Genomic DNA, 16,842 nt, shown 5'->3' with positions numbered 1-16,842 from the left:
CCCCGGGGCCCTCAGAAGCCGTGCGGGCACCAGGGCTGCGTGTCCGAGGAGAAGGCGAGGGCCGCCCCGGCCAGCGCACCCGCCCGCAGTTCCCGCACGAGACCCGCGGCCGCCAGTGTCGTCAGCGACACCCCGCCCAGATAGGCGGACCCCAACTCTCGCACCGAGAGGGAGATTTCGGGCCGGTCCTGCGTCCGACGGCAGGTCGCGACGCCCTCGGTGTCCGCCGTCAGCCGCCAACGCCCCGCGTTCCACGGGCAGAAGGCGTCCTCCACCTCCAGCACCACATCCACCGGCGTGCGGTAGCTCCGTGCCTCCAGCGCCGGTCCCAGATCGACCAGCCGGACGTACAGCCCGTCACGCGACCGCACTTCGCACCGGCGCACGTCCGAGACCAGCCGGAGCACCGCGTCGTCCGCGGGCCGGTTGCGGCACTCGACCACCGACGTCAGGTCGATCCCGAACAGGAAGCGCCACAGCGCCGCGTACGACGCGGGGTCCAGCGCCATCAGGTCGCGCACCGCCACCGTGCCCCTCGGCCCGGAGTCGTCCCAGTCGGGGCGTACGTGGTAGGTGACGTAGCCCGTCACCTCGCCGTCCCGCTCCGCGAGGACGCAGTTCAGGGGGGAGCCCCCCTTCCGGGCGCTCTCCGGATCGCTGACCGGCACCCGCTCCCAGCCCGGCTGCCGCAGCGGGGTGCCGGGACGCGACGCCGCCAGCCGCCCGTACACGGACTCGCACGCGCCGAGTGCCTCCGCGGGCGGGAGCCGGCGCAGCCGCACCGCGTCGGTGCCCGCGGGCACGGCGACCCGGACCCGGGAGCTGTCGATCCGCAGGTTCGTCTCCGACGTCGCCGCGCCGTAGCCGAACCGTCCGTAGATCGCGGGCTCCGAGGCCAGCAGCACCGCGACGGGCTCGCCCCAGGAGCGGATGTCGTCGAGCTGACGCCGCATCATCGCGGTGAGCAGCCCCCGCCTGCGGTGCGTCGCGGCGACGCTGACCATCGAGATCCCCGCCGCCGGCACCGCACGGCCGCCCGGCACGGTCACCCTGAAGCTGTAGGCCCCGGCCGTCGCCACACACTCCGGGCCGTCCCAGTGGCCGAGCGACCGGTCCGGCTCCGCGAGCGCGGCGTACATCTCCCGGCCCTCGGGGGAGATCGGAACACCGCCGAACGCCGCTTCGAGACAGCCGAGCCAGGCGTCCCAGTCCGAGCGGGACAGCACACGCGATTCTGTGGTCATGCGCCCTGCCTACCAGGGCCGAGACGTCCTGGCGACCAGGTTTCGCGGGCATTGCCACGGGGGTACCCCTGCACCGGAGGCCTCCGGGTGGATAAGGTCCGGGCAATGGCCCGTCGCAGAGGAGCAGACACCTACACCGCCCGGTGGCGAAGATCCATGCACCGGGCGCGCATCGCGCTGCGCCGGTCCGGAGTCGACTACTTCCGCGGTGACGGAAGCGACTGGATAGCCCTGGCAGGCCTCCTGGTCATCATTCCGGCGATCACCGTCTGCACCCTGCTCAACCCGGTCTGGTGCTCACCGACGGCCCTGACGCTGCCGATCGTCGCGGGCGGCCTGCTGCTGCGCCCCGCCAGTCTGCTGAGCCTCTACGCCACCGCGGCAGCGGCCCTGATCGTGGAGTCCCTGGCCCTCGGCCCCTACACGGAGGGGCCCGCCCGGGTCACGCCGGGCACGGTCCTGGTCGTCGCGGCCTGCGGATTCTTCGGCCTGGTCCTCGCGCAGTTCAGGGCCAGGGTGGGGGTGCCGTGGCGGCGTGGCGGCACGATGCTCTTCGACCTGCGCGAGCGGATCCGGGTCCAGAGCGCCCTGCCGAGACTGCCCCAGGGCTGGCACCGCGAGATGGCACTCCGGCCGGCGGGTGGACAGTCCTTCTCCGGCGACTTCGTCGTCGCGGCCCGCACGAACGGCGGGCGCACCCTGGAGGTCGTGCTCACCGACGTCTCGGGCAAGGGCATGGACGCGGGCTCCCGCGCACTGCTGCTGTCCGGGGCGTTCGGCGGGCTCCTGGGCTCCCTGCCGCCGCACGGCTTCCTCCCCGCGGCCAACGGCTATCTCCTGCGGCAGGACTGGGACGAGGGCTTCGCCACCTCCATCCACCTCGTCATGGACCTGGAGTCCGGCGACTACGAGCTCCTCTCGGCCGGCCATCCTCCCGCGCTCCAGCTGCACGCGGGGAGCGGCAGGTGGGAGGAGATGGCGGCCGAGGGGCCCCTGCTGGGGGTCTACGACGGGGCGCAGTTCGACGCGGTGAAGGGGTCGCTGGCCCCCGGCGACGTCCTGATGCTGTTCACGGACGGACTGGTGGAGGCCTCCGACCGGGACATCGCCGAGGGCATCGACCGGCTGACCGGCGAGGCCGACCGCTACGTCGCGACGGGCTTCGAGGGCGCGGCCTGGCATCTGATCGAGGCCTGCGCGAAGGACGTCAACGACGACCGCGCGCTCCTCCTGCTGTCCCGCCGCGCCTGAACCGTACGCAACCGGTTGAAACGGTACAGGCGTCAACAGGACGCCCCGCCCGTCACTCGAACGTGAGGATCTGCCGGGTGCGCGGACACCCGGGCCCGCGCACCCGTGCCGTCCGCCCGCTCAGACCGGCACCGCCTCCTTGTCCGCCTCCCGCTCCCGGGTCCGGGCCCCGGGCAGGATCCGCGCCAGCCAGTGCGAACGGCCGGCCGCCAGGGGGGAGAGGACCGCGAGCAGGAGGACGTACCCGGCGATGAACGGCGAAAGCCTCTCGTCCAGGCCCGCTCCCGCGGCCATGGTGGCGAGGATCAGCGCGAACTCGCCCCGGGCCAGCAGGGTCGTGGAGATGTTCGCCGTGGCCCGGGGGCCGAAGGCGTAGATCCTCGCCGTGGCCAGGCCCGCGAGGACGTTCATCGCCACGGTCACCGCGACGGCGGCCAGCACCGGCCACAGGACGCTCGGCAGGTCGCCGGGGTTGATGGACAGCCCGAACGCGAAGAAGAAGATCGCGCCGAACGCGTCCCGGAGCGGGTGCACCAGCTTGAGGATGCGCTCCCCGGAGGAGGTGCTGCCCAGCATCAGGCCGACCATGAACGCGCCGATCGCGTCGGCGACCCCGAACCACTCCGAGACACCGGCCACGAAGACCGCGACCCCGAGGAAGGAGATGACGAGGAGTTCGTCGTCCTTCGTGTTCATGAGCTTGCCGACGAGTCTCGTCCCGAAGCGGGCCATCAGGGCGAGCAGCAGCAGGAAGCCGAAGGCCTTGCCACCGTCGAGCACCGCGGCGCCGAGGCTGTCCGCGCCGGACAGGATCGGTTGCAGCGCCGCCAGGTAGAGGGCGAGGAAGACGTCCTCCACGACGATGATGCCGAGGATCGGACGCGTCTCCGGGTTCCCGATCCGGCCGAGGTCGACCAGGACCTTCGTGACGATGGCCGACGACGAGATGCCGAGCACCCCCGCGAGCACCAGTGCTTCCGACGTGCCCCACCCCAGCGCGAAGCCGAAGCCGAGACCCGCGCCGACGTTCAGGGCGAGGTAGGTGCCGCCGGCCAGCGCCATCCTGCGCCCGCCCGTCTTCAGGTCGTCCAGGTGGAACTCGAGACCGAGGTAGAAGAGGAGCAGCACCAGACCGAGTGCGGAGAGCATCTCCAGGTCGTGCGGATCGTCGAGCAGGACGACCCCGGGCGTGTGCGGGCCGAGCAGGATGCCGGCGAGGATGAAGAGAGGGATGGTGGGCAGTCCGATGCGCCCGCCCACCCGGGCGAGGACGGCGGCCGCGAGGAACGCGCCTCCCATGGCGATGAGCGTGTCTGCGTGTCCGATGAGCCTGTCTCCTTCGGCGGGTCAAGAGAGCGTCAAGAAATCGTCAGTAATTAGTTTACCGAACGATCCGGGCCGGCTCTCCGGACCCGGTGGAGGACGTCGGGGCGGGGCGTAGGGTCGGGCCATGCCGACCGCGTATCTGACCCTGTCCGAGGTGGAGTCCGTCGCCCGCGAGGCCCACCGCCTCCAGACCGACAAGGCCGGACGCCCGTACGCCGAGCACCTGGCCGCGGTCGCCGAGGGAGTACGGATCCGGGGCGGCAGCGAGGAGCAGATCGCGGCCGCCTGGCTGCACGACGCGGTGGAGGACGGGGCACTCTCCCGGCAGTGGCTGGACGACGCCGCGCTGCCCCGGGAGGTCAAGGACATGGTCCTCGCCGTCACCAAGCGGGACGGCGAGGACCTCTGCGCGTACACCGGGCGGATTCTCGCCACGCCCGGAGCGCTGCTCATCAAGGAGTCGGATCTCGCCCACAACGCGGATCCGGAACGGCTGGCGGTGCTGGAGCCGGCGACCCGTACCCGGCTGACCGAGAAATATGCGCAGGTGCGTGGGCTGCTCGGGCTCGGGACGGGCGGAAGGCCCGGCGAACGGCGGGATCAAGCCAACCCCGGAACGGGCTGACCCGCGGAGCGGACCGGCCCCGTCGCGACGGGGTCGATCCGGACAGGTCCAGCGCTTGGCCTCAGTGCTTGGCGGGGGTCCGGCGGAACGCCCAGTTCATGTCCGGCTCGGTGGCGAAGCGCAGCGCACGACGCACCGGCGGGGTGCACAGCAGGGTGACCGCCACGGCCGCGACGAGGGAGACGGCGGTCAGCCCCGCGGGGCCCTTGAGCCACTCGTAGCGGTCGAAGAGCCCGTAGTAGCCGGCCCCCTTCACCAGGAAGCCGTGCAGCAGGTAGCCGCAGATCGTTCCGGCGCCCAGCACGGTGAACCACGTGTGCCGGCGCGGGACCCAGGACAGGAAGCCGACGGTGAGGAGCAGCGCGCACCCGAACATGGCGAGGGTCATCACGGCCCCCGACCACCAGGGGGCGTCCAGCTCCTGGGCCGCGCTGCTGCGGTAGAACCAGCCCAGCTGCATGCGCGGCGCCGCCCAGTAGGCGAAGAGCAGCGCTCCGGCGAACAGCGGGAGGGCCATCAGCCGCACCTCGCGCCGCCGGACCAGCTGGAAGTGCTCGGGCTTCATCAGCAGGCCGAGCACGAAGAACGGCAGGAGCTGGCACACGCGTTGCAGATCCAGGTCGTCGCCGATGCCCGGCGTCACCGAGGCGAGTACGGCCACGGTCAGCGCCACGGGCAGCGGATGGCGCAGCGACTGCCACATCGGGGTGGTCACGCGCCAGATGAACAGCGCGATCAGGAACCAGGTGAGGAACAGCGGGTCGAGCAGGGTGATCTGCGTGTCGTCCGCACCGCCGGCGAAGCGCTTGAAGAGCGAGTACGCCGTCTCGAAGAGCACGTACGGCACGAGGACCCCGGTGACCAGACGCCTCACCTTGGGCGCGCTCATGTCGAACGAGCGCGAGAAGTAGCCGGAGACGAGGATGAACGCCGGCATGTGGAAGGTGTAGACGACCATGTACAGCGCCCGAGCGGTGCGGCTGCCGTCCATCACCGGCTCCCACGCGTGGGCCACGGCGACGAGCACGATGGCGAGGTACTTCACGTTGTCGAAGTACGCGTCGCGCCGCTTGGCCGGTACGGGCGCCGCGGTGCGCACGGGGGTGGTTCCGGGGGCCTGGGAGAGAGGCCCTGCGGGGGTCGGGGTCCGCGGGTGTCTGGGCTCCGACTCCCGGCTCTCCGGGGTGATCGGGGACCGCTGAATTTCGCTCGGAGCTTTGGACATCTCATGCACCTTAGACCCGTGGATCGGTATGCGTAAAACCCTGAAGAGATATCGCGTCTGCCCGGGGAGTCGAAAACGAAACCTGTCGTTCGTGCCCGTTCTGTAGTGATTCATCCGTCTTAAATGGTGCATTTCGGCGAGTGATTGGTGAGAGTGAATTACGTCGCACGAACACCCGGAAAATCGCCGTGGATGAAGTGTGGGGATATGGAAACGATCACGTCGGCCGATATTCGAACCGCCTTGCGCGCGACGGGGAGCGGAATGCCGCCTACGGACCGCGCCACTGCGCGGGGCCCCCTTCCGCGCCGGGGTGCGCCCGGGCGCGCGCGGGCGCGAGGATGGCGCGATCCGGTCAGTCCGCTGCGTCACCCAGCAGCAGCCACGGGGGAGTTGGTGGCACGATGGGCGCGACGGAGGTGTGCCGGGCCGCATGCCACCGGGCCGGCAAGGCGGACCGACCAAGGGTGTGATCAGTCGTGGCCATTTCACTGTCTGTGGTGCTTCTGCTGGGGATCGTCCTGGTGGTGCTGATCCGCGGCGGGTCCCTCAAGGGCGGTCCGGCGGTCGTCGCCGTACTGTTCGGCTTCTTCCTCGCCTCGACGGGCATGGCGCCGTCGATCAACAGATTCATGAACTCGATAGCCGACACGATCAACCAGATCAGTTTCTGACGGCATACGAAAGAACCCGGTCCGGCAGTCGACTGCCGGACCGGGTTCTCCGTGTGGAGCGGGCGACGGGAATCGAACCCGCGTAGCTAGTTTGGAAGACTAGGGCTCTACCATTGAGCTACGCCCGCAAGCGCCGCACCGCGGGTCCCTGCGGACCTCGGTACGGGAAGCATCGTAGCGGGTCCGGGAAGGTGCGCGCACACCCGTATCGCCGCGCCCCCGTGACGACCCCCGCGACTCCCGGTGACGGTCCGTGCAAAGAGGCCGACGCACCGCTCGTCTGCATGTACCCTTCGTGTCGCACCGACGGGGTGTGGCGCAGCTTGGTAGCGCGTCCGCTTTGGGAGCGGAAGGTCGTCGGTTCGAATCCGGCCACCCCGACCACCGGCAAGATCGCATTGTGGGAGTCATCCCCCTTGCCGTTACTATGCAAAATGCGTGCCCGTGTGTCTGATGTACCGGGCTCGGTCCGCGAAGCCGCCGCTCGGCGGCCCAGCAGAACCCCAAGAAGTCAGCCACCAAGGAGACCGAACCGTGAAGAGCGCCGTGGAGACCCTGAACCCGACCCGGGTTCGGCTCAGCATCGAGGTGCCCTTCGAGGAGCTCAAGGACAGCCTCGACGCGGCGTACAAGAAGATCAACCAGCAGGTCACGGTGAAGGGCTTCCGCAAGGGCAAGATCCCCAACCGCGTCATCGACCAGCGGTTCGGCCGCGGTGCCGTGCTCGAGGAGGCCGTCAACGACGCCCTCCCGAAGTTCTACACCGAGGCTGTCAACGAGGGTGAGCTCAACGTTCTGGGCCAGCCCGAGGTTGACATCACCGAGCTCAAGGACGGCGAACTGCTGGCCTTCACCGCCGAGGTGGACGTCCGTCCCGAGATCGAGATCCCGGACTACTCCGGCATCGAGGTCACCGTGGACGCACTCGAGGTCACCGACGAGGACGTCGACAAGGCCGTGGAGCAGCTCCGTGAGCGCTTCGCCTCCACCAACCCGGTCGAGCGCGCCGCCGCCGCCGGCGACGTCGTGACGATCGACCTGGAGGCCAAGGTCGACGGAGAGGTCCTGGAGGACGGCGTGGCCGCGGGTGTCTCGTACACCATCGGTTCCGGCGAGCTCCTCGACGGCATCGACGACGCCGTGACCGGCCTGGAGGCGGGTGGCGAGGCCACCTTCACCTCCGAGCTGAAGGGCGGCTCCGCCGAGGGCAAGGAGGCGGAGGTCACCGTCAAGGTCACCGCCGTCGCCGCCCGCGAACTGCCCGAGCTGGACGACGACTTCGCGCAGATGGCGAGCGAGTTCGACACGCTCGCCGAGCTCCGCGAGGACAGCCGCAAGCGCCTCGAGAACACCAAGCAGTACGACCAGGCCACGCAGGCCCAGGAGCGCGTCCTCGACGAGCTGCTGAAGCTGGCCGAGGTCCCGATCCCCGAGAAGCTGCTCGCGGACGAGGTCCAGACCCGCAAGCACAACCTCGAGCACCACCAGCTCGGCCAGATGGGTCTCGACCTCGAGAAGTACCTGGAGATCCAGGGCAAGACGCTCGAGGAGTTCGAGGCCGAGACCTCCGAGCAGGCGATCAAGGGCATCAAGACCCAGTTCATCCTTGACGAGCTCGTCAACAAGGAGAAGCTGAACGTCAACCAGGAGGAGCTCACCGAGCACCTCATGCGCCGTGCCGCTTCCTCCGGCATGAGCCCCGACCAGTTCGCCCAGGCCGTCGTCGAAGGCGGCCAGGTGCCGATGCTCGTCGGCGAGGTCGCCCGCGGCAAGGCGCTCGCCGTCGTCGTCGAGGCCGCCAAGGTCACCGACACCAACGGTGAGGTCGTCGAGCTCGAGGACGACGAGGACACGGAGACGGTCGAGGCCGCCGAGGGTGACACCGAGGCAGCCGACGAGAAGAAGGACGAGAAGAACGAGGCCTGAGCCTCGCTCCTCCCGTTGATCTGAACCGCACGGCGGGCTCCGGACGTACCGCGTCCGGGGCCCGCCGTCGTATCGGCCCGCACCCTGGAACCCTTGTGCGGACTGCCGACCTTGCGCTCCCAGCGAACAGTTGGGGAAGCGGGATGGCGTTGTCCCACCTGCGCGTTAGGGTCCATGAAGAGGAAGGGTCGGGTAGTCCCGACCTATCCGGTACGAAGACGCTGAGACGGCCGGAGCCGTCAGAGACGAGCAGGTGGATACGTGACGAATCTGATGCCCTACGCCGCCGGAGAGCCGTCCCTCGGTGGAGGCCTCGGTGACCAGGTCTACAGCCGACTGCTCGGCGAGCGCATCATCTTCCTCGGTCAGCAGGTCGACGATGACATCGCCAACAAGATCACCGCACAGCTTCTGCTCCTTGCCGCCGACCCGGACAAGGACATCTACCTCTACATCAACAGCCCCGGCGGCTCGGTGACGGCGGGCATGGCGGTCTACGACACCATGCAGTACATCCCGAACGACGTGGTCACCATCGGGATGGGCATGGCGGCCTCGATGGGCCAGTTCCTGCTCACCGGTGGCACGGCGGGCAAGCGCTTCGCGCTCCCGAACACCGACATCCTGATGCACCAGGGCTCGGCCGGCATCGGCGGTACGGCCTCGGACATCAAGATCCAGGCGCAGTACCTGCTCCGCACGAAGACGCGGATGGCGGAGATCACCGCCCACCACTCCGGTCAGACCGTGGAGACGATCATCCGCGACGGCGACCGCGACCGCTGGTACACCGCCGAGGAGGCCAAGGACTACGGCCTCATCGACGAGATCATCACGTTCGCGTCGGGCATCCCGGGCGGTGGCGGCACCGGCGCCTGATCCGGGCGTGCACCACCCCGCACCCTCTCGTACGCCGAGACCTCCAGCCCACAGATACGCCACCAGGATGGTGAACACCCACATGAACAACTTCCCCGGCGCCTCCGCGAGCGGCCTCTACACCGGCCCGCAGGTGGACAACCGCTACGTCGTCCCGCGCTTCGTCGAGCGCACCTCGCAGGGTGTGCGCGAGTACGACCCGTACGCGAAGCTCTTCGAGGAGCGCGTGATCTTCCTCGGCGTCCAGATCGACGACGCCTCGGCCAACGACGTCATGGCGCAGCTGCTCTGCCTGGAGTCGATGGACCCGGACCGCGACATCTCGATCTACATCAACAGCCCCGGCGGCTCGTTCACCGCGCTCACCGCGATCTACGACACGATGCAGTTCGTGAAGCCGGACATCCAGACCGTCTGCATGGGACAGGCCGCCTCCGCCGCCGCCGTCCTGCTGGCCGCGGGCACCCCGGGCAAGCGCATGGCGCTCCCGCACGCCCGTGTCCTGATCCACCAGCCCTCCTCGCAGACCGGCCGCGAGCAGCTCTCCGACCTGGAGATCGCGGCCAACGAGATCCTGCGGATGCGCACGCAGCTCGAGGAGATGCTGGCCAAGCACTCCACGACCCCGCTGGCGAAGATCAGCGAGGACATCGAGCGTGACAAGATCCTTACCGCCGAGGACGCACTGGCGTACGGTCTGGTGGACCAGATTGTCTCCACCCGTAAGACCACAGCCGGCGCGTCCGTCTGACGTCGGTCTTTCCCCTTGGCACATTCCGTATGCACGGCCACGGCCGTGTGAACCGTGCCAAGGGGGGCCCGAACGGGGGGCCAGGCAAGGTACCGTCGGATAGAGGCACCAGGAGCCGCTGAACCAGGCTGCTCCCAGGCGAAGGGGAAGCACCTCGTGGCACGCATCGGTGATGGCGGCGACTTGCTCAAGTGCTCGTTCTGCGGAAAGAGCCAGAAGCAGGTGAAGAAGCTCATCGCGGGACCCGGTGTGTACATCTGCGACGAGTGCATCGATCTCTGCAACGAGATCATCGAGGAGGAGCTCGCCGAGACCTCCGAGGTGCGGTGGGAGGAACTCCCCAAGCCGCGCGAGATCTACGAGTTCCTCGAGGGGTACGTCGTCGGGCAGGAGCCCGCGAAGAAGGCCCTCTCGGTCGCTGTGTACAACCACTACAAGCGGGTCCAGGCCGGAGAGAACGGCAGCGGCTCGAATCGTGACGACGCGATCGAGCTCGCCAAGTCCAACATCCTGCTGCTGGGCCCCACGGGCTCCGGCAAGACACTGCTCGCGCAGACGCTGGCCCGCATGCTCAACGTCCCGTTCGCCATCGCGGACGCGACGGCGCTGACGGAGGCCGGCTATGTCGGCGAGGACGTCGAGAACATCCTGCTCAAGCTGATCCAGGCCGCCGACTACGACGTCAAGAAGGCCGAGACCGGGATCATCTACATCGACGAGATCGACAAGGTCGCCCGCAAGAGCGAGAACCCGTCGATCACGCGGGACGTGTCCGGCGAGGGCGTCCAGCAGGCCCTGTTGAAGATCCTGGAGGGCACCACCGCCTCCGTGCCGCCGCAGGGCGGACGCAAGCACCCGCACCAGGAGTTCATCCAGATCGACACGACGAACGTGCTGTTCATCGTGGGCGGCGCCTTCTCGGGTCTGGAGAAGATCATCGAGTCGCGGGCCGGCGCCAAGGGCATCGGCTTCGGCGCCACGATCCGCTCCAAGCTGGAGATCCAGGCGAGCGACCAGTTCCAGGAGGTCATGCCGGAGGACCTGGTGAAGTTCGGGATGATCCCCGAGTTCATCGGCCGTCTCCCCGTGCTGACCTCGGTCCACAACCTGGACCGTGAGGCGCTGCTCCAGATCCTGGTCGAGCCGCGCAACGCCCTGGTGAAGCAGTACCAGCGGCTGTTCGAACTCGACGGCGTGGAGCTGGACTTCGAGCGCGAGGCCCTCGAAGCAATCGCCGACCAGGCGATCCTCCGCCAGACGGGCGCGCGAGGCCTGCGCGCCATCATGGAAGAGGTCCTGCAGTCCGTGATGTACGAGGTGCCGTCCCGCAAGGACGTGGCCCGCGTCGTCATCACCCCGGACGTCGTCCGCAACAACGTCAACCCGACGCTGGTCCCGCGCGAGCCGCGCACGATCGGCAAGAACGAGGGCGGCGGCCGCCACGAGAAGTCCGCGTAGCGGCGGCGCAACGACACACGCGAAGGGGCGCCCGGCCGACGGCCGGGCGCCCCTTCGGCGTTGAGGGTCAGACCTTGGTGCGCGAGGTGTTGTACAGCTTGGCCGCGAGGGCGGCCACCTCGTCCTGGGTCATCGGCTTGTTGGTCATGGCACCGCCGATGTCGAAGCCGATCACGGCGGCGACAGTGCTGTAGTCGGCCCAGATGCAGACCGGCATGACCATCTCCTTGGGACCGCCCGTAGGGGTGCCGTCCGCCTTGGAGTTGAGCATCTTCATGTCCTGGCACTTCATCAGCGCACCCTTGAAGCCGGGCGGCGTCACGTTCTTGGGGCTGCCGACCAGGGAGATCTCCGCGTCCTTGTCGCTCTCGGAGATCCCGGCCTTGGCCTGCCCGAACATTCGGTCGACGGCTTTCGCCGGATCGGAGACCTCGCCCCAGGCGCCGCTGAGCATCAGCATCTTGGTCGTGAGCATGTTCTTCGCGAGGTCGCCGCTCGCGTACTGGGCCTCGGCCTTCTGGGGGTTGTTCATGCCCAGGGCCTCGGCGTCCTTCTTCTCCGTGCCCGTCATCGGGCCCGAGGCCGACTCCTTGGAGTCCTTCTTGTAGTCGTCGACCGAGGCGGCGGGCGTCAGCTTGTAGCCCTTGGTGGAGTCCGCCACGTCGCCGTTGGCGCTGCCTCCGCCCGACGTGAAGAAGTACACACCGCCCGCGACCACGGCCAGCGCCACCACGGCCGCGCCGATGATCAGGCCCGTCTTCTTCTTCGGGGCGCCCGGCTGCGGAGGCATGCCGGGGTACGCCGGCTGGCCGCCGTACGGGGGAGTGGGCGGCTGCTGGCCGTACGGGCCCGGCTGCTGGCCCTGCGGGTAGCCGTAGCCGGGCTGCGGCGGAACGCCCTGAGGGGCCTGCTGCGGGTAGCCGTAGCCGGGCTGGCCCTGCGGCGGCCCCTGGGGCGGCGGACCGCCGTAGGGGCCGGGCTGCTGGCCGTACGGGCCCGGCTGCTGGCCGTACGGTCCAGGCTGGCCCTGCGGCGGCTGACCGCCGTACGGACCCGGCTGGTTGTGGCTCATGGTGCTGTCCCCCTCCAGAATGCTTATGCGTTCCGCACATCCTGACGGAAGCCGCGTCCGCACAGGGCGTCCGGGGGCACACCGTTACTCAGCAAACCGGTTTCAGTGCAGGACTGTGACGCCCCTAAACTGTGTGCCGTGACCGAGAACGCAGCGCAGCAGCCAGCCAGCATCCCCGAACTGCCGACCCAGTACGCGCCGGCCGAGGTAGAGGGGAAGCTGTACGAGCGCTGGGTGGAGCGCGGTTACTTCACGGCCGACCCGGAGAGCGAGAAGCCTCCGTACACGATCGTCATCCCGCCGCCCAACGTCACCGGCTCCCTGCACCTCGGCCACGCCTTCCAGCACACGCTCATGGACGCCCTCACCCGCCGCAAGCGGATGCAGGGGTACGAGACGCTCTGGCTCCCCGGCATGGACCACGCCGGCATCGCCACCCAGAACAAGGTCGAGCAGCAGCTCGGCGAGGAGGGCAAGTCCCGCCACGACCTGGGCCGCGAGGAGTTCGTCGAGCGCGTCTGGCAGTGGAAGGAGGAGTACGGCGGCAGGATCCTCGGGCAGATGCGCCGCCTCGGTGACGGCGTCGACTGGTCCCGGGAGCGCTTCACCATGGACGAGGGCCTCTCGGCCGCCGTCCAGACCGTCTTCAAGAAGATGTACGACGACGGCCTGATCTACCGCGCCGAGCGCATCATCAACTGGTGCCCGCGCTGTCTGACGGCCATCTCGGACATCGAGGTCGACTACCAGGACGACGACGGCGAGCTCGTCTCGATCCAGTACGGCGAGGGCGAGAACACGCTGGTCGTCGCCACGACCCGCGCCGAGACGATGCTCGGTGACACCGCCGTCGCGGTCCACCCCGACGACGAGCGCTACGCCCACCTCGTCGGCACGCGCATCAAGCTGCCCCTCACCGACCGCACCATCCCGGTCGTCGCCGACACGCACGTCGACCCTGAGTTCGGCACCGGCGCCGTCAAGGTGACCCCGGCGCACGACCCGAACGACTTCGCGATCGGTCAGCGCCACGGCCTGGAGTCGATGACCGTCATGGACGAGCGGGGCGTCATCACCGTCCCCGGTCCCTTCGAGGGGCTCGACCGCTTCGAGGCCCGTTCCGCCATCGTCGGCGCGCTGCGCGGGCAGGGCCGGATCGTCGCGGAGAAGCGTCCGTACGTCCACTCCGTCGGCCACTGCTCCCGCTGCCGCACGACGGTCGAGCCGCGCCTCTCGCTGCAGTGGTGGGTCAAGGTCGAGACCCTCGCGAAGGCCGCCGGCGACGCGGTCCGCGACGGCCGGGTCGAGATCCACCCCAAGGAGATGGAGCAGCGGTACTTCGACTGGGTCGACAACCTCCGCGACTGGTGCATCTCGCGCCAGCTCTGGTGGGGCCACCGCATCCCCGTCTGGTACGGCCCCGACGGCGAGGTCGTCTGCGTCGGCCCCGACGAGCAGCCGCCCACGGGCGAGGGCTGGACCCAGGACACCGACGTCCTGGACACCTGGTTCTCCTCCGGCCTGTGGCCGTTCTCCACGCTCGGCTGGCCCGAGGAGACCCCGGACCTCAAGAAGTTCTATCCGACCGACGTCCTGGTCACCGGCCACGACATCATCTTCTTCTGGGTCGCCCGGATGATGATGTTCGGCCTGTACGTCATGGACGGCGAGGTCCCGTTCAAGACGATCGCCCTGACGGGTCTCGTCCGTGACGAGCGCGGCAAGAAGATGTCGAAGTCCTTCGGCAACGTCGTCGACCCGCTGGACTGGATGGACACCTACGGCTCCGACGCCGTCCGCTTCACCCTGGCCAAGGGCGCCAACCCCGGCACCGACGTCCCGATCGGCGAGGACTGGGTCCAGGCGTCCCGGAACTTCGCCAACAAGATCTGGAACGCCACCCGGTTCGCGATGATGAACGGCGCCACGGTGGAGGGCGACCTCCCGCCCGTCGAGCAGCTCTCGGCCACCGACCGCTGGATCCTGTCCCGGCTGAACAAGACCGTCGCCGACGCCGACGCGTTCTACGACGACTTCCAGTTCGCGAAGCTCAGTGACGCGCTCTACCACTTCGCGTGGGACGAGATCTTCGACTGGTACGTCGAGCTCTCGAAGACCACCTTCTTCGCCGGCGGCGAGCAGGCCAAGGTCTCCGCGCGCGTCCTCGGCGAGGTCCTGGACGTCACCCTGCGCCTGCTGCACCCGATCGTCCCGTTCGTGACGGAGACGCTCTGGACCACGCTCACGGGCCAGGAGTCGGTCGTCGTCGCCGACTGGCCGAAGGACAGCGGCTTCCGCGACGACGCGGCCGAGAAGGAGATCGAGCTCGTCCAGCAGGTCGTCACCGAGGTCCGCCGCTTCCGCTCCGACCAGGGTCTCCAGCCCGGCCAGAAGGTCCCGGCCGAGCTGACGGTCACCGGCACGGTGCTCGCGCCGCACGAGGCCGCCATCCGCCAGCTGCTGCGCCTGCAGCCCGCCGGGGACGACTTCCACGCGACGGCGACCCTGCCGGTCGCCGGGGCCAAGGTCGCCCTCGACCTGTCCGGCACGATCGACGTCGAGGCGGAGCGCAAGCGCCTGACGAAGGACCTGGGCGCGGCCGAGAAGGAGAAGGCCCAGGCCACCGGCAAGCTCGGCAACGAGGCCTTCCTGGCCAAGGCGCCGGACAACGTGGTCGACAAGATCCGCGGCCGGCTCGGCAAGGCGGAGGCCGACATCGAGCGGATCACCGCCCAGCTGGCGAATCTGCCCCAGGGCTGATGACCTGAACACGGAGCCCCCGTGCCCCCGACCGACCGGGAGCGCGGGGGCTTCGCCGTGCCCCCGGCGGCGTACCGCGGCGGGCGCTGCGCGCGATGTCCGACGCCATCCGTAGACTGGCCCTGTGAGTGAGCCCCGCCCTTCAGACCGGCACGACGCGTCAGATCCCGAGGACACCTTCGCGGAGATCGTCGACGAAGAGACCCAGCGCGACCCCGACCTGGCGGTGATCGAGGCCGGGAGCCGCACGCTGCGCACCCAGTCCGGTCCGCCGCAGGCCGAGGCGGTGCCCGACCGCCCCGCCGACCCCGAGACGGACAGAGCGCTGCGCGCGGTGGAGGAGGAGCTCGCCGGCCGCTGGGGCGAGACCAAGCTCGAGCCGTCGGTGACCCGGATTGCCGCCCTGATGGACGTGCTGGGCGAGCCCCAGCGCGCCTACCCCTCGATCCACATCACGGGGACGAACGGCAAGACCAGCACGGCCCGGATGATCGAGGCGCTGCTCGGCGCCTTCGAGCTCCGTACCGGCCGCTACACCTCCCCGCACGTCCAGTCGGTGACCGAGCGCATCAGCCTGGACGGCGCGCCGATCACGGCCGAGCGCTTCATCGAGACGTACGACGACATCAAGCCGTACGTCGAGATGGTCGACGCGCAGCAGCCGTACCGGCTCTCCTTCTTCGAGGTGATCACCGGCATGGCGTACGCGGCCTTCGCGGACGCGCCGGTCGACGTGGCGGTCGTCGAGGTCGGCATGGGCGGGACCTGGGACGCGACGAACGTCATCGACGGTTCGGTCGCCGTGATCACACCGATCTCCCTCGACCACACGGACCGGCTCGGCACGACACCGGCCGAGATCGCCGAGGAGAAGTCCGGCGTCATCAAGCAGGACGCGACGGTGATCCTGGCCCAGCAGCCGGTCGACGCCGCGCAGGTGATGCTGAAGAAGGCCGTCGGGGTCGACGCCACGGTCGCCCGTGAGGGCATGGAGTTCGGCATCGTCTCCCGGGAGATCGCGGTCGGCGGCCAGCTGCTGACCCTGCGGGGCCTGGGCGGTGAGTACGACAACATCTTCCTGCCGCTGTACGGCGCCCACCAGGCGCACAACGCCGTGGTGGCGCTCGCGGCCGTCGAGGCGTTCTTCGGGATCGGTGCCGAGCAGGCCCGCAGTCTCGACGTCGAGGTGGTCCGCAAGGCCTTCCTCTCGGTCCTCTCGCCGGGCCGCCTGGAGGTCGTGCGGTCCAGCCCGACGGTCGTCCTGGACGCGGCGCACAACCCGGCCGGCGCCCTCGCGGCCGCGGAGGGGGTCAGTGAGGCGTTCAACTTCACGCGCCTCATCGGCGTCGTCGGCGCCAGTGACGGAAAGGACGTGCGCGGTCTCCTCGAAGCCTTCGAGCCGATCTTCGCCGAGATCGTCGTCACCCGGAACTCCAGCGAGCGTGCCATGGACGCGGACGCGCTGGCCGCGATCGCCGTGGAGGTCTTCGGCCACGAGCGCGTCCAGGTCGAGCCCCGTCTGGACGACGCCCTGGAGGCGGCCATCACCCTCGCCGAGGAGGAGGCCGAATACGCGGGCGCCGGCGTCCTGGTGACCGGTTCGGTGATCACGGTCGGCGAGGCCCGGCTGCTCCTGGGAAGGCGCTGACCT

The 16,842-nt window shown here is 69.4% G+C and carries 13 protein-coding genes and 2 tRNA genes; 10 read left to right on the top strand and 5 right to left on the bottom strand.

Annotated elements, in window-relative coordinates; all coding sequences use genetic code 11:
* Positions 1–11 precede the first annotated feature (11 nt).
* Complete coding sequence (locus tag ACFYY2_RS28790; RefSeq protein ID WP_388748308.1) at positions 12–1,244, bottom strand: GNAT family N-acetyltransferase; 1,233 nt, start codon at positions 1,242–1,244, stop codon at positions 12–14.
* Between the two features lie 105 nt (positions 1,245–1,349).
* Here ACFYY2_RS28790 and ACFYY2_RS28785 point away from each other — a divergent pair, with 105 nt between their 5' ends.
* Positions 1,350–2,495 carry a PP2C family protein-serine/threonine phosphatase gene (locus tag ACFYY2_RS28785; RefSeq protein ID WP_388748306.1) on the top strand — a complete coding sequence of 382 codons (1,146 nt, stop codon included), beginning with the start codon at positions 1,350–1,352 and terminating at the stop codon, positions 2,493–2,495.
* A gap of 120 nt (positions 2,496–2,615) precedes the next feature.
* On the opposite strand, the gene ACFYY2_RS28780 is transcribed toward ACFYY2_RS28785, so the two are convergent.
* Positions 2,616–3,794 carry a cation:proton antiporter gene (locus ACFYY2_RS28780; protein ID WP_388748304.1) on the bottom strand — a complete coding sequence of 393 codons (1,179 nt, stop codon included), beginning with the start codon at positions 3,792–3,794 and terminating at the stop codon, positions 2,616–2,618.
* Between the two features lie 151 nt (positions 3,795–3,945).
* On the opposite strand from ACFYY2_RS28780, the gene ACFYY2_RS28775 reads away from it, so the two are divergent.
* Complete coding sequence (locus ACFYY2_RS28775; protein ID WP_388748302.1) at positions 3,946–4,446, top strand: HD domain-containing protein; 501 nt, start codon at positions 3,946–3,948, stop codon at positions 4,444–4,446.
* A gap of 61 nt (positions 4,447–4,507) precedes the next feature.
* On the opposite strand, the gene ACFYY2_RS28770 is transcribed toward ACFYY2_RS28775, so the two are convergent.
* A complete protein-coding gene (locus ACFYY2_RS28770) occupies positions 4,508–5,671 on the bottom strand; it encodes an acyltransferase family protein (protein ID WP_388748300.1) in 1,164 nt (387 codons plus the stop codon).
* A gap of 479 nt (positions 5,672–6,150) precedes the next feature.
* On the opposite strand from ACFYY2_RS28770, the gene ACFYY2_RS28765 reads away from it, so the two are divergent.
* Positions 6,151–6,345 carry a hypothetical protein gene (locus tag ACFYY2_RS28765; protein WP_145801539.1) on the top strand — a complete coding sequence of 65 codons (195 nt, stop codon included), beginning with the start codon at positions 6,151–6,153 and terminating at the stop codon, positions 6,343–6,345.
* A 54-nt stretch (positions 6,346–6,399) separates the two neighbouring features.
* Here ACFYY2_RS28765 and ACFYY2_RS28760 read toward each other — a convergent pair.
* Positions 6,400–6,473 (bottom strand) — tRNA-Gly (locus tag ACFYY2_RS28760).
* A 179-nt stretch (positions 6,474–6,652) separates the two neighbouring features.
* Between ACFYY2_RS28760 and ACFYY2_RS28755 the strand changes: the two genes are divergently transcribed.
* The 5 genes from ACFYY2_RS28755 to clpX all read left to right on the top strand — a co-directional run bounded on the left by ACFYY2_RS28755 (position 6,653) and on the right by clpX (position 11,359).
* Positions 6,653–6,729 (top strand) — tRNA-Pro (locus ACFYY2_RS28755).
* 150 nt (positions 6,730–6,879) lie between these two features.
* A complete protein-coding gene (gene tig / locus ACFYY2_RS28750; protein WP_388748297.1) occupies positions 6,880–8,271 on the top strand; it encodes a trigger factor in 1,392 nt (463 codons plus the stop codon).
* 273 nt (positions 8,272–8,544) lie between these two features.
* The gene (locus ACFYY2_RS28745) at positions 8,545–9,150 is read left to right on the top strand and encodes an ATP-dependent Clp protease proteolytic subunit (RefSeq protein WP_327122356.1); all 606 of its coding nucleotides are present in this window, start codon (positions 8,545–8,547) and stop codon (positions 9,148–9,150) included.
* A 67-nt stretch (positions 9,151–9,217) separates the two neighbouring features.
* Positions 9,218–9,901, top strand: a complete 684-nt coding sequence (locus ACFYY2_RS28740; RefSeq protein WP_388748295.1) for an ATP-dependent Clp protease proteolytic subunit — start codon at positions 9,218–9,220, stop codon at positions 9,899–9,901.
* A gap of 156 nt (positions 9,902–10,057) precedes the next feature.
* Positions 10,058–11,359 (top strand): ATP-dependent Clp protease ATP-binding subunit ClpX, encoded by a 1,302-nt coding sequence (gene clpX, locus ACFYY2_RS28735; RefSeq protein ID WP_329037264.1) that lies wholly within the window; start codon positions 10,058–10,060, stop codon positions 11,357–11,359.
* A 67-nt stretch (positions 11,360–11,426) separates the two neighbouring features.
* Here the strand turns inward: clpX and ACFYY2_RS28730 are convergent, their stop codons facing one another.
* Positions 11,427–12,431 carry a hypothetical protein gene (locus ACFYY2_RS28730; RefSeq protein ID WP_388748292.1) on the bottom strand — a complete coding sequence of 335 codons (1,005 nt, stop codon included), beginning with the start codon at positions 12,429–12,431 and terminating at the stop codon, positions 11,427–11,429.
* A gap of 138 nt (positions 12,432–12,569) precedes the next feature.
* Here ACFYY2_RS28730 and ACFYY2_RS28725 point away from each other — a divergent pair, with 138 nt between their 5' ends.
* A complete protein-coding gene (locus ACFYY2_RS28725) occupies positions 12,570–15,191 on the top strand; it encodes a valine--tRNA ligase (protein WP_388748290.1) in 2,622 nt (873 codons plus the stop codon).
* A gap of 124 nt (positions 15,192–15,315) precedes the next feature.
* A complete protein-coding gene (locus ACFYY2_RS28720) occupies positions 15,316–16,839 on the top strand; it encodes a bifunctional folylpolyglutamate synthase/dihydrofolate synthase (protein WP_388748288.1) in 1,524 nt (507 codons plus the stop codon).
* Positions 16,840–16,842 lie beyond the last annotated feature (3 nt).

This window comes from Streptomyces sp. NPDC001822 (assembly GCF_042892135.1).
In the GTDB taxonomy this organism is placed as follows: domain Bacteria; phylum Actinomycetota; class Actinomycetes; order Streptomycetales; family Streptomycetaceae; genus Streptomyces.
This window is presented reverse-complemented; position numbering and strand designations above follow the sequence as displayed.

Bases quoted from the DNA above. Each gene is read 5' to 3' on its own strand.
- ACFYY2_RS28790 (WP_388748308.1), bottom strand. From the start codon at position 1,244: ATGACCACAGAATCGCGTGTGCTGTCCCGCTCGGACTGGGACGCCTGG.
- ACFYY2_RS28785 (WP_388748306.1), top strand. From the start codon at position 1,350: ATGGCCCGTCGCAGAGGAGCAGACACCTACACCGCCCGGTGGCGAAGA.
- ACFYY2_RS28780 (WP_388748304.1), bottom strand. From the start codon at position 3,794: ATGGGAGGCGCGTTCCTCGCGGCCGCCGTCCTCGCCCGGGTGGGCGGG.
- ACFYY2_RS28775 (WP_388748302.1), top strand. From the start codon at position 3,946: ATGCCGACCGCGTATCTGACCCTGTCCGAGGTGGAGTCCGTCGCCCGC.
- ACFYY2_RS28770 (WP_388748300.1), bottom strand. From the start codon at position 5,671: ATGTCCAAAGCTCCGAGCGAAATTCAGCGGTCCCCGATCACCCCGGAG.
- ACFYY2_RS28745 (WP_327122356.1), top strand. From the start codon at position 8,545: ATGCCCTACGCCGCCGGAGAGCCGTCCCTCGGTGGAGGCCTCGGTGAC.
- ACFYY2_RS28740 (WP_388748295.1), top strand. From the start codon at position 9,218: ATGGTGAACACCCACATGAACAACTTCCCCGGCGCCTCCGCGAGCGGC.
- ACFYY2_RS28730 (WP_388748292.1), bottom strand. From the start codon at position 12,431: ATGAGCCACAACCAGCCGGGTCCGTACGGCGGTCAGCCGCCGCAGGGC.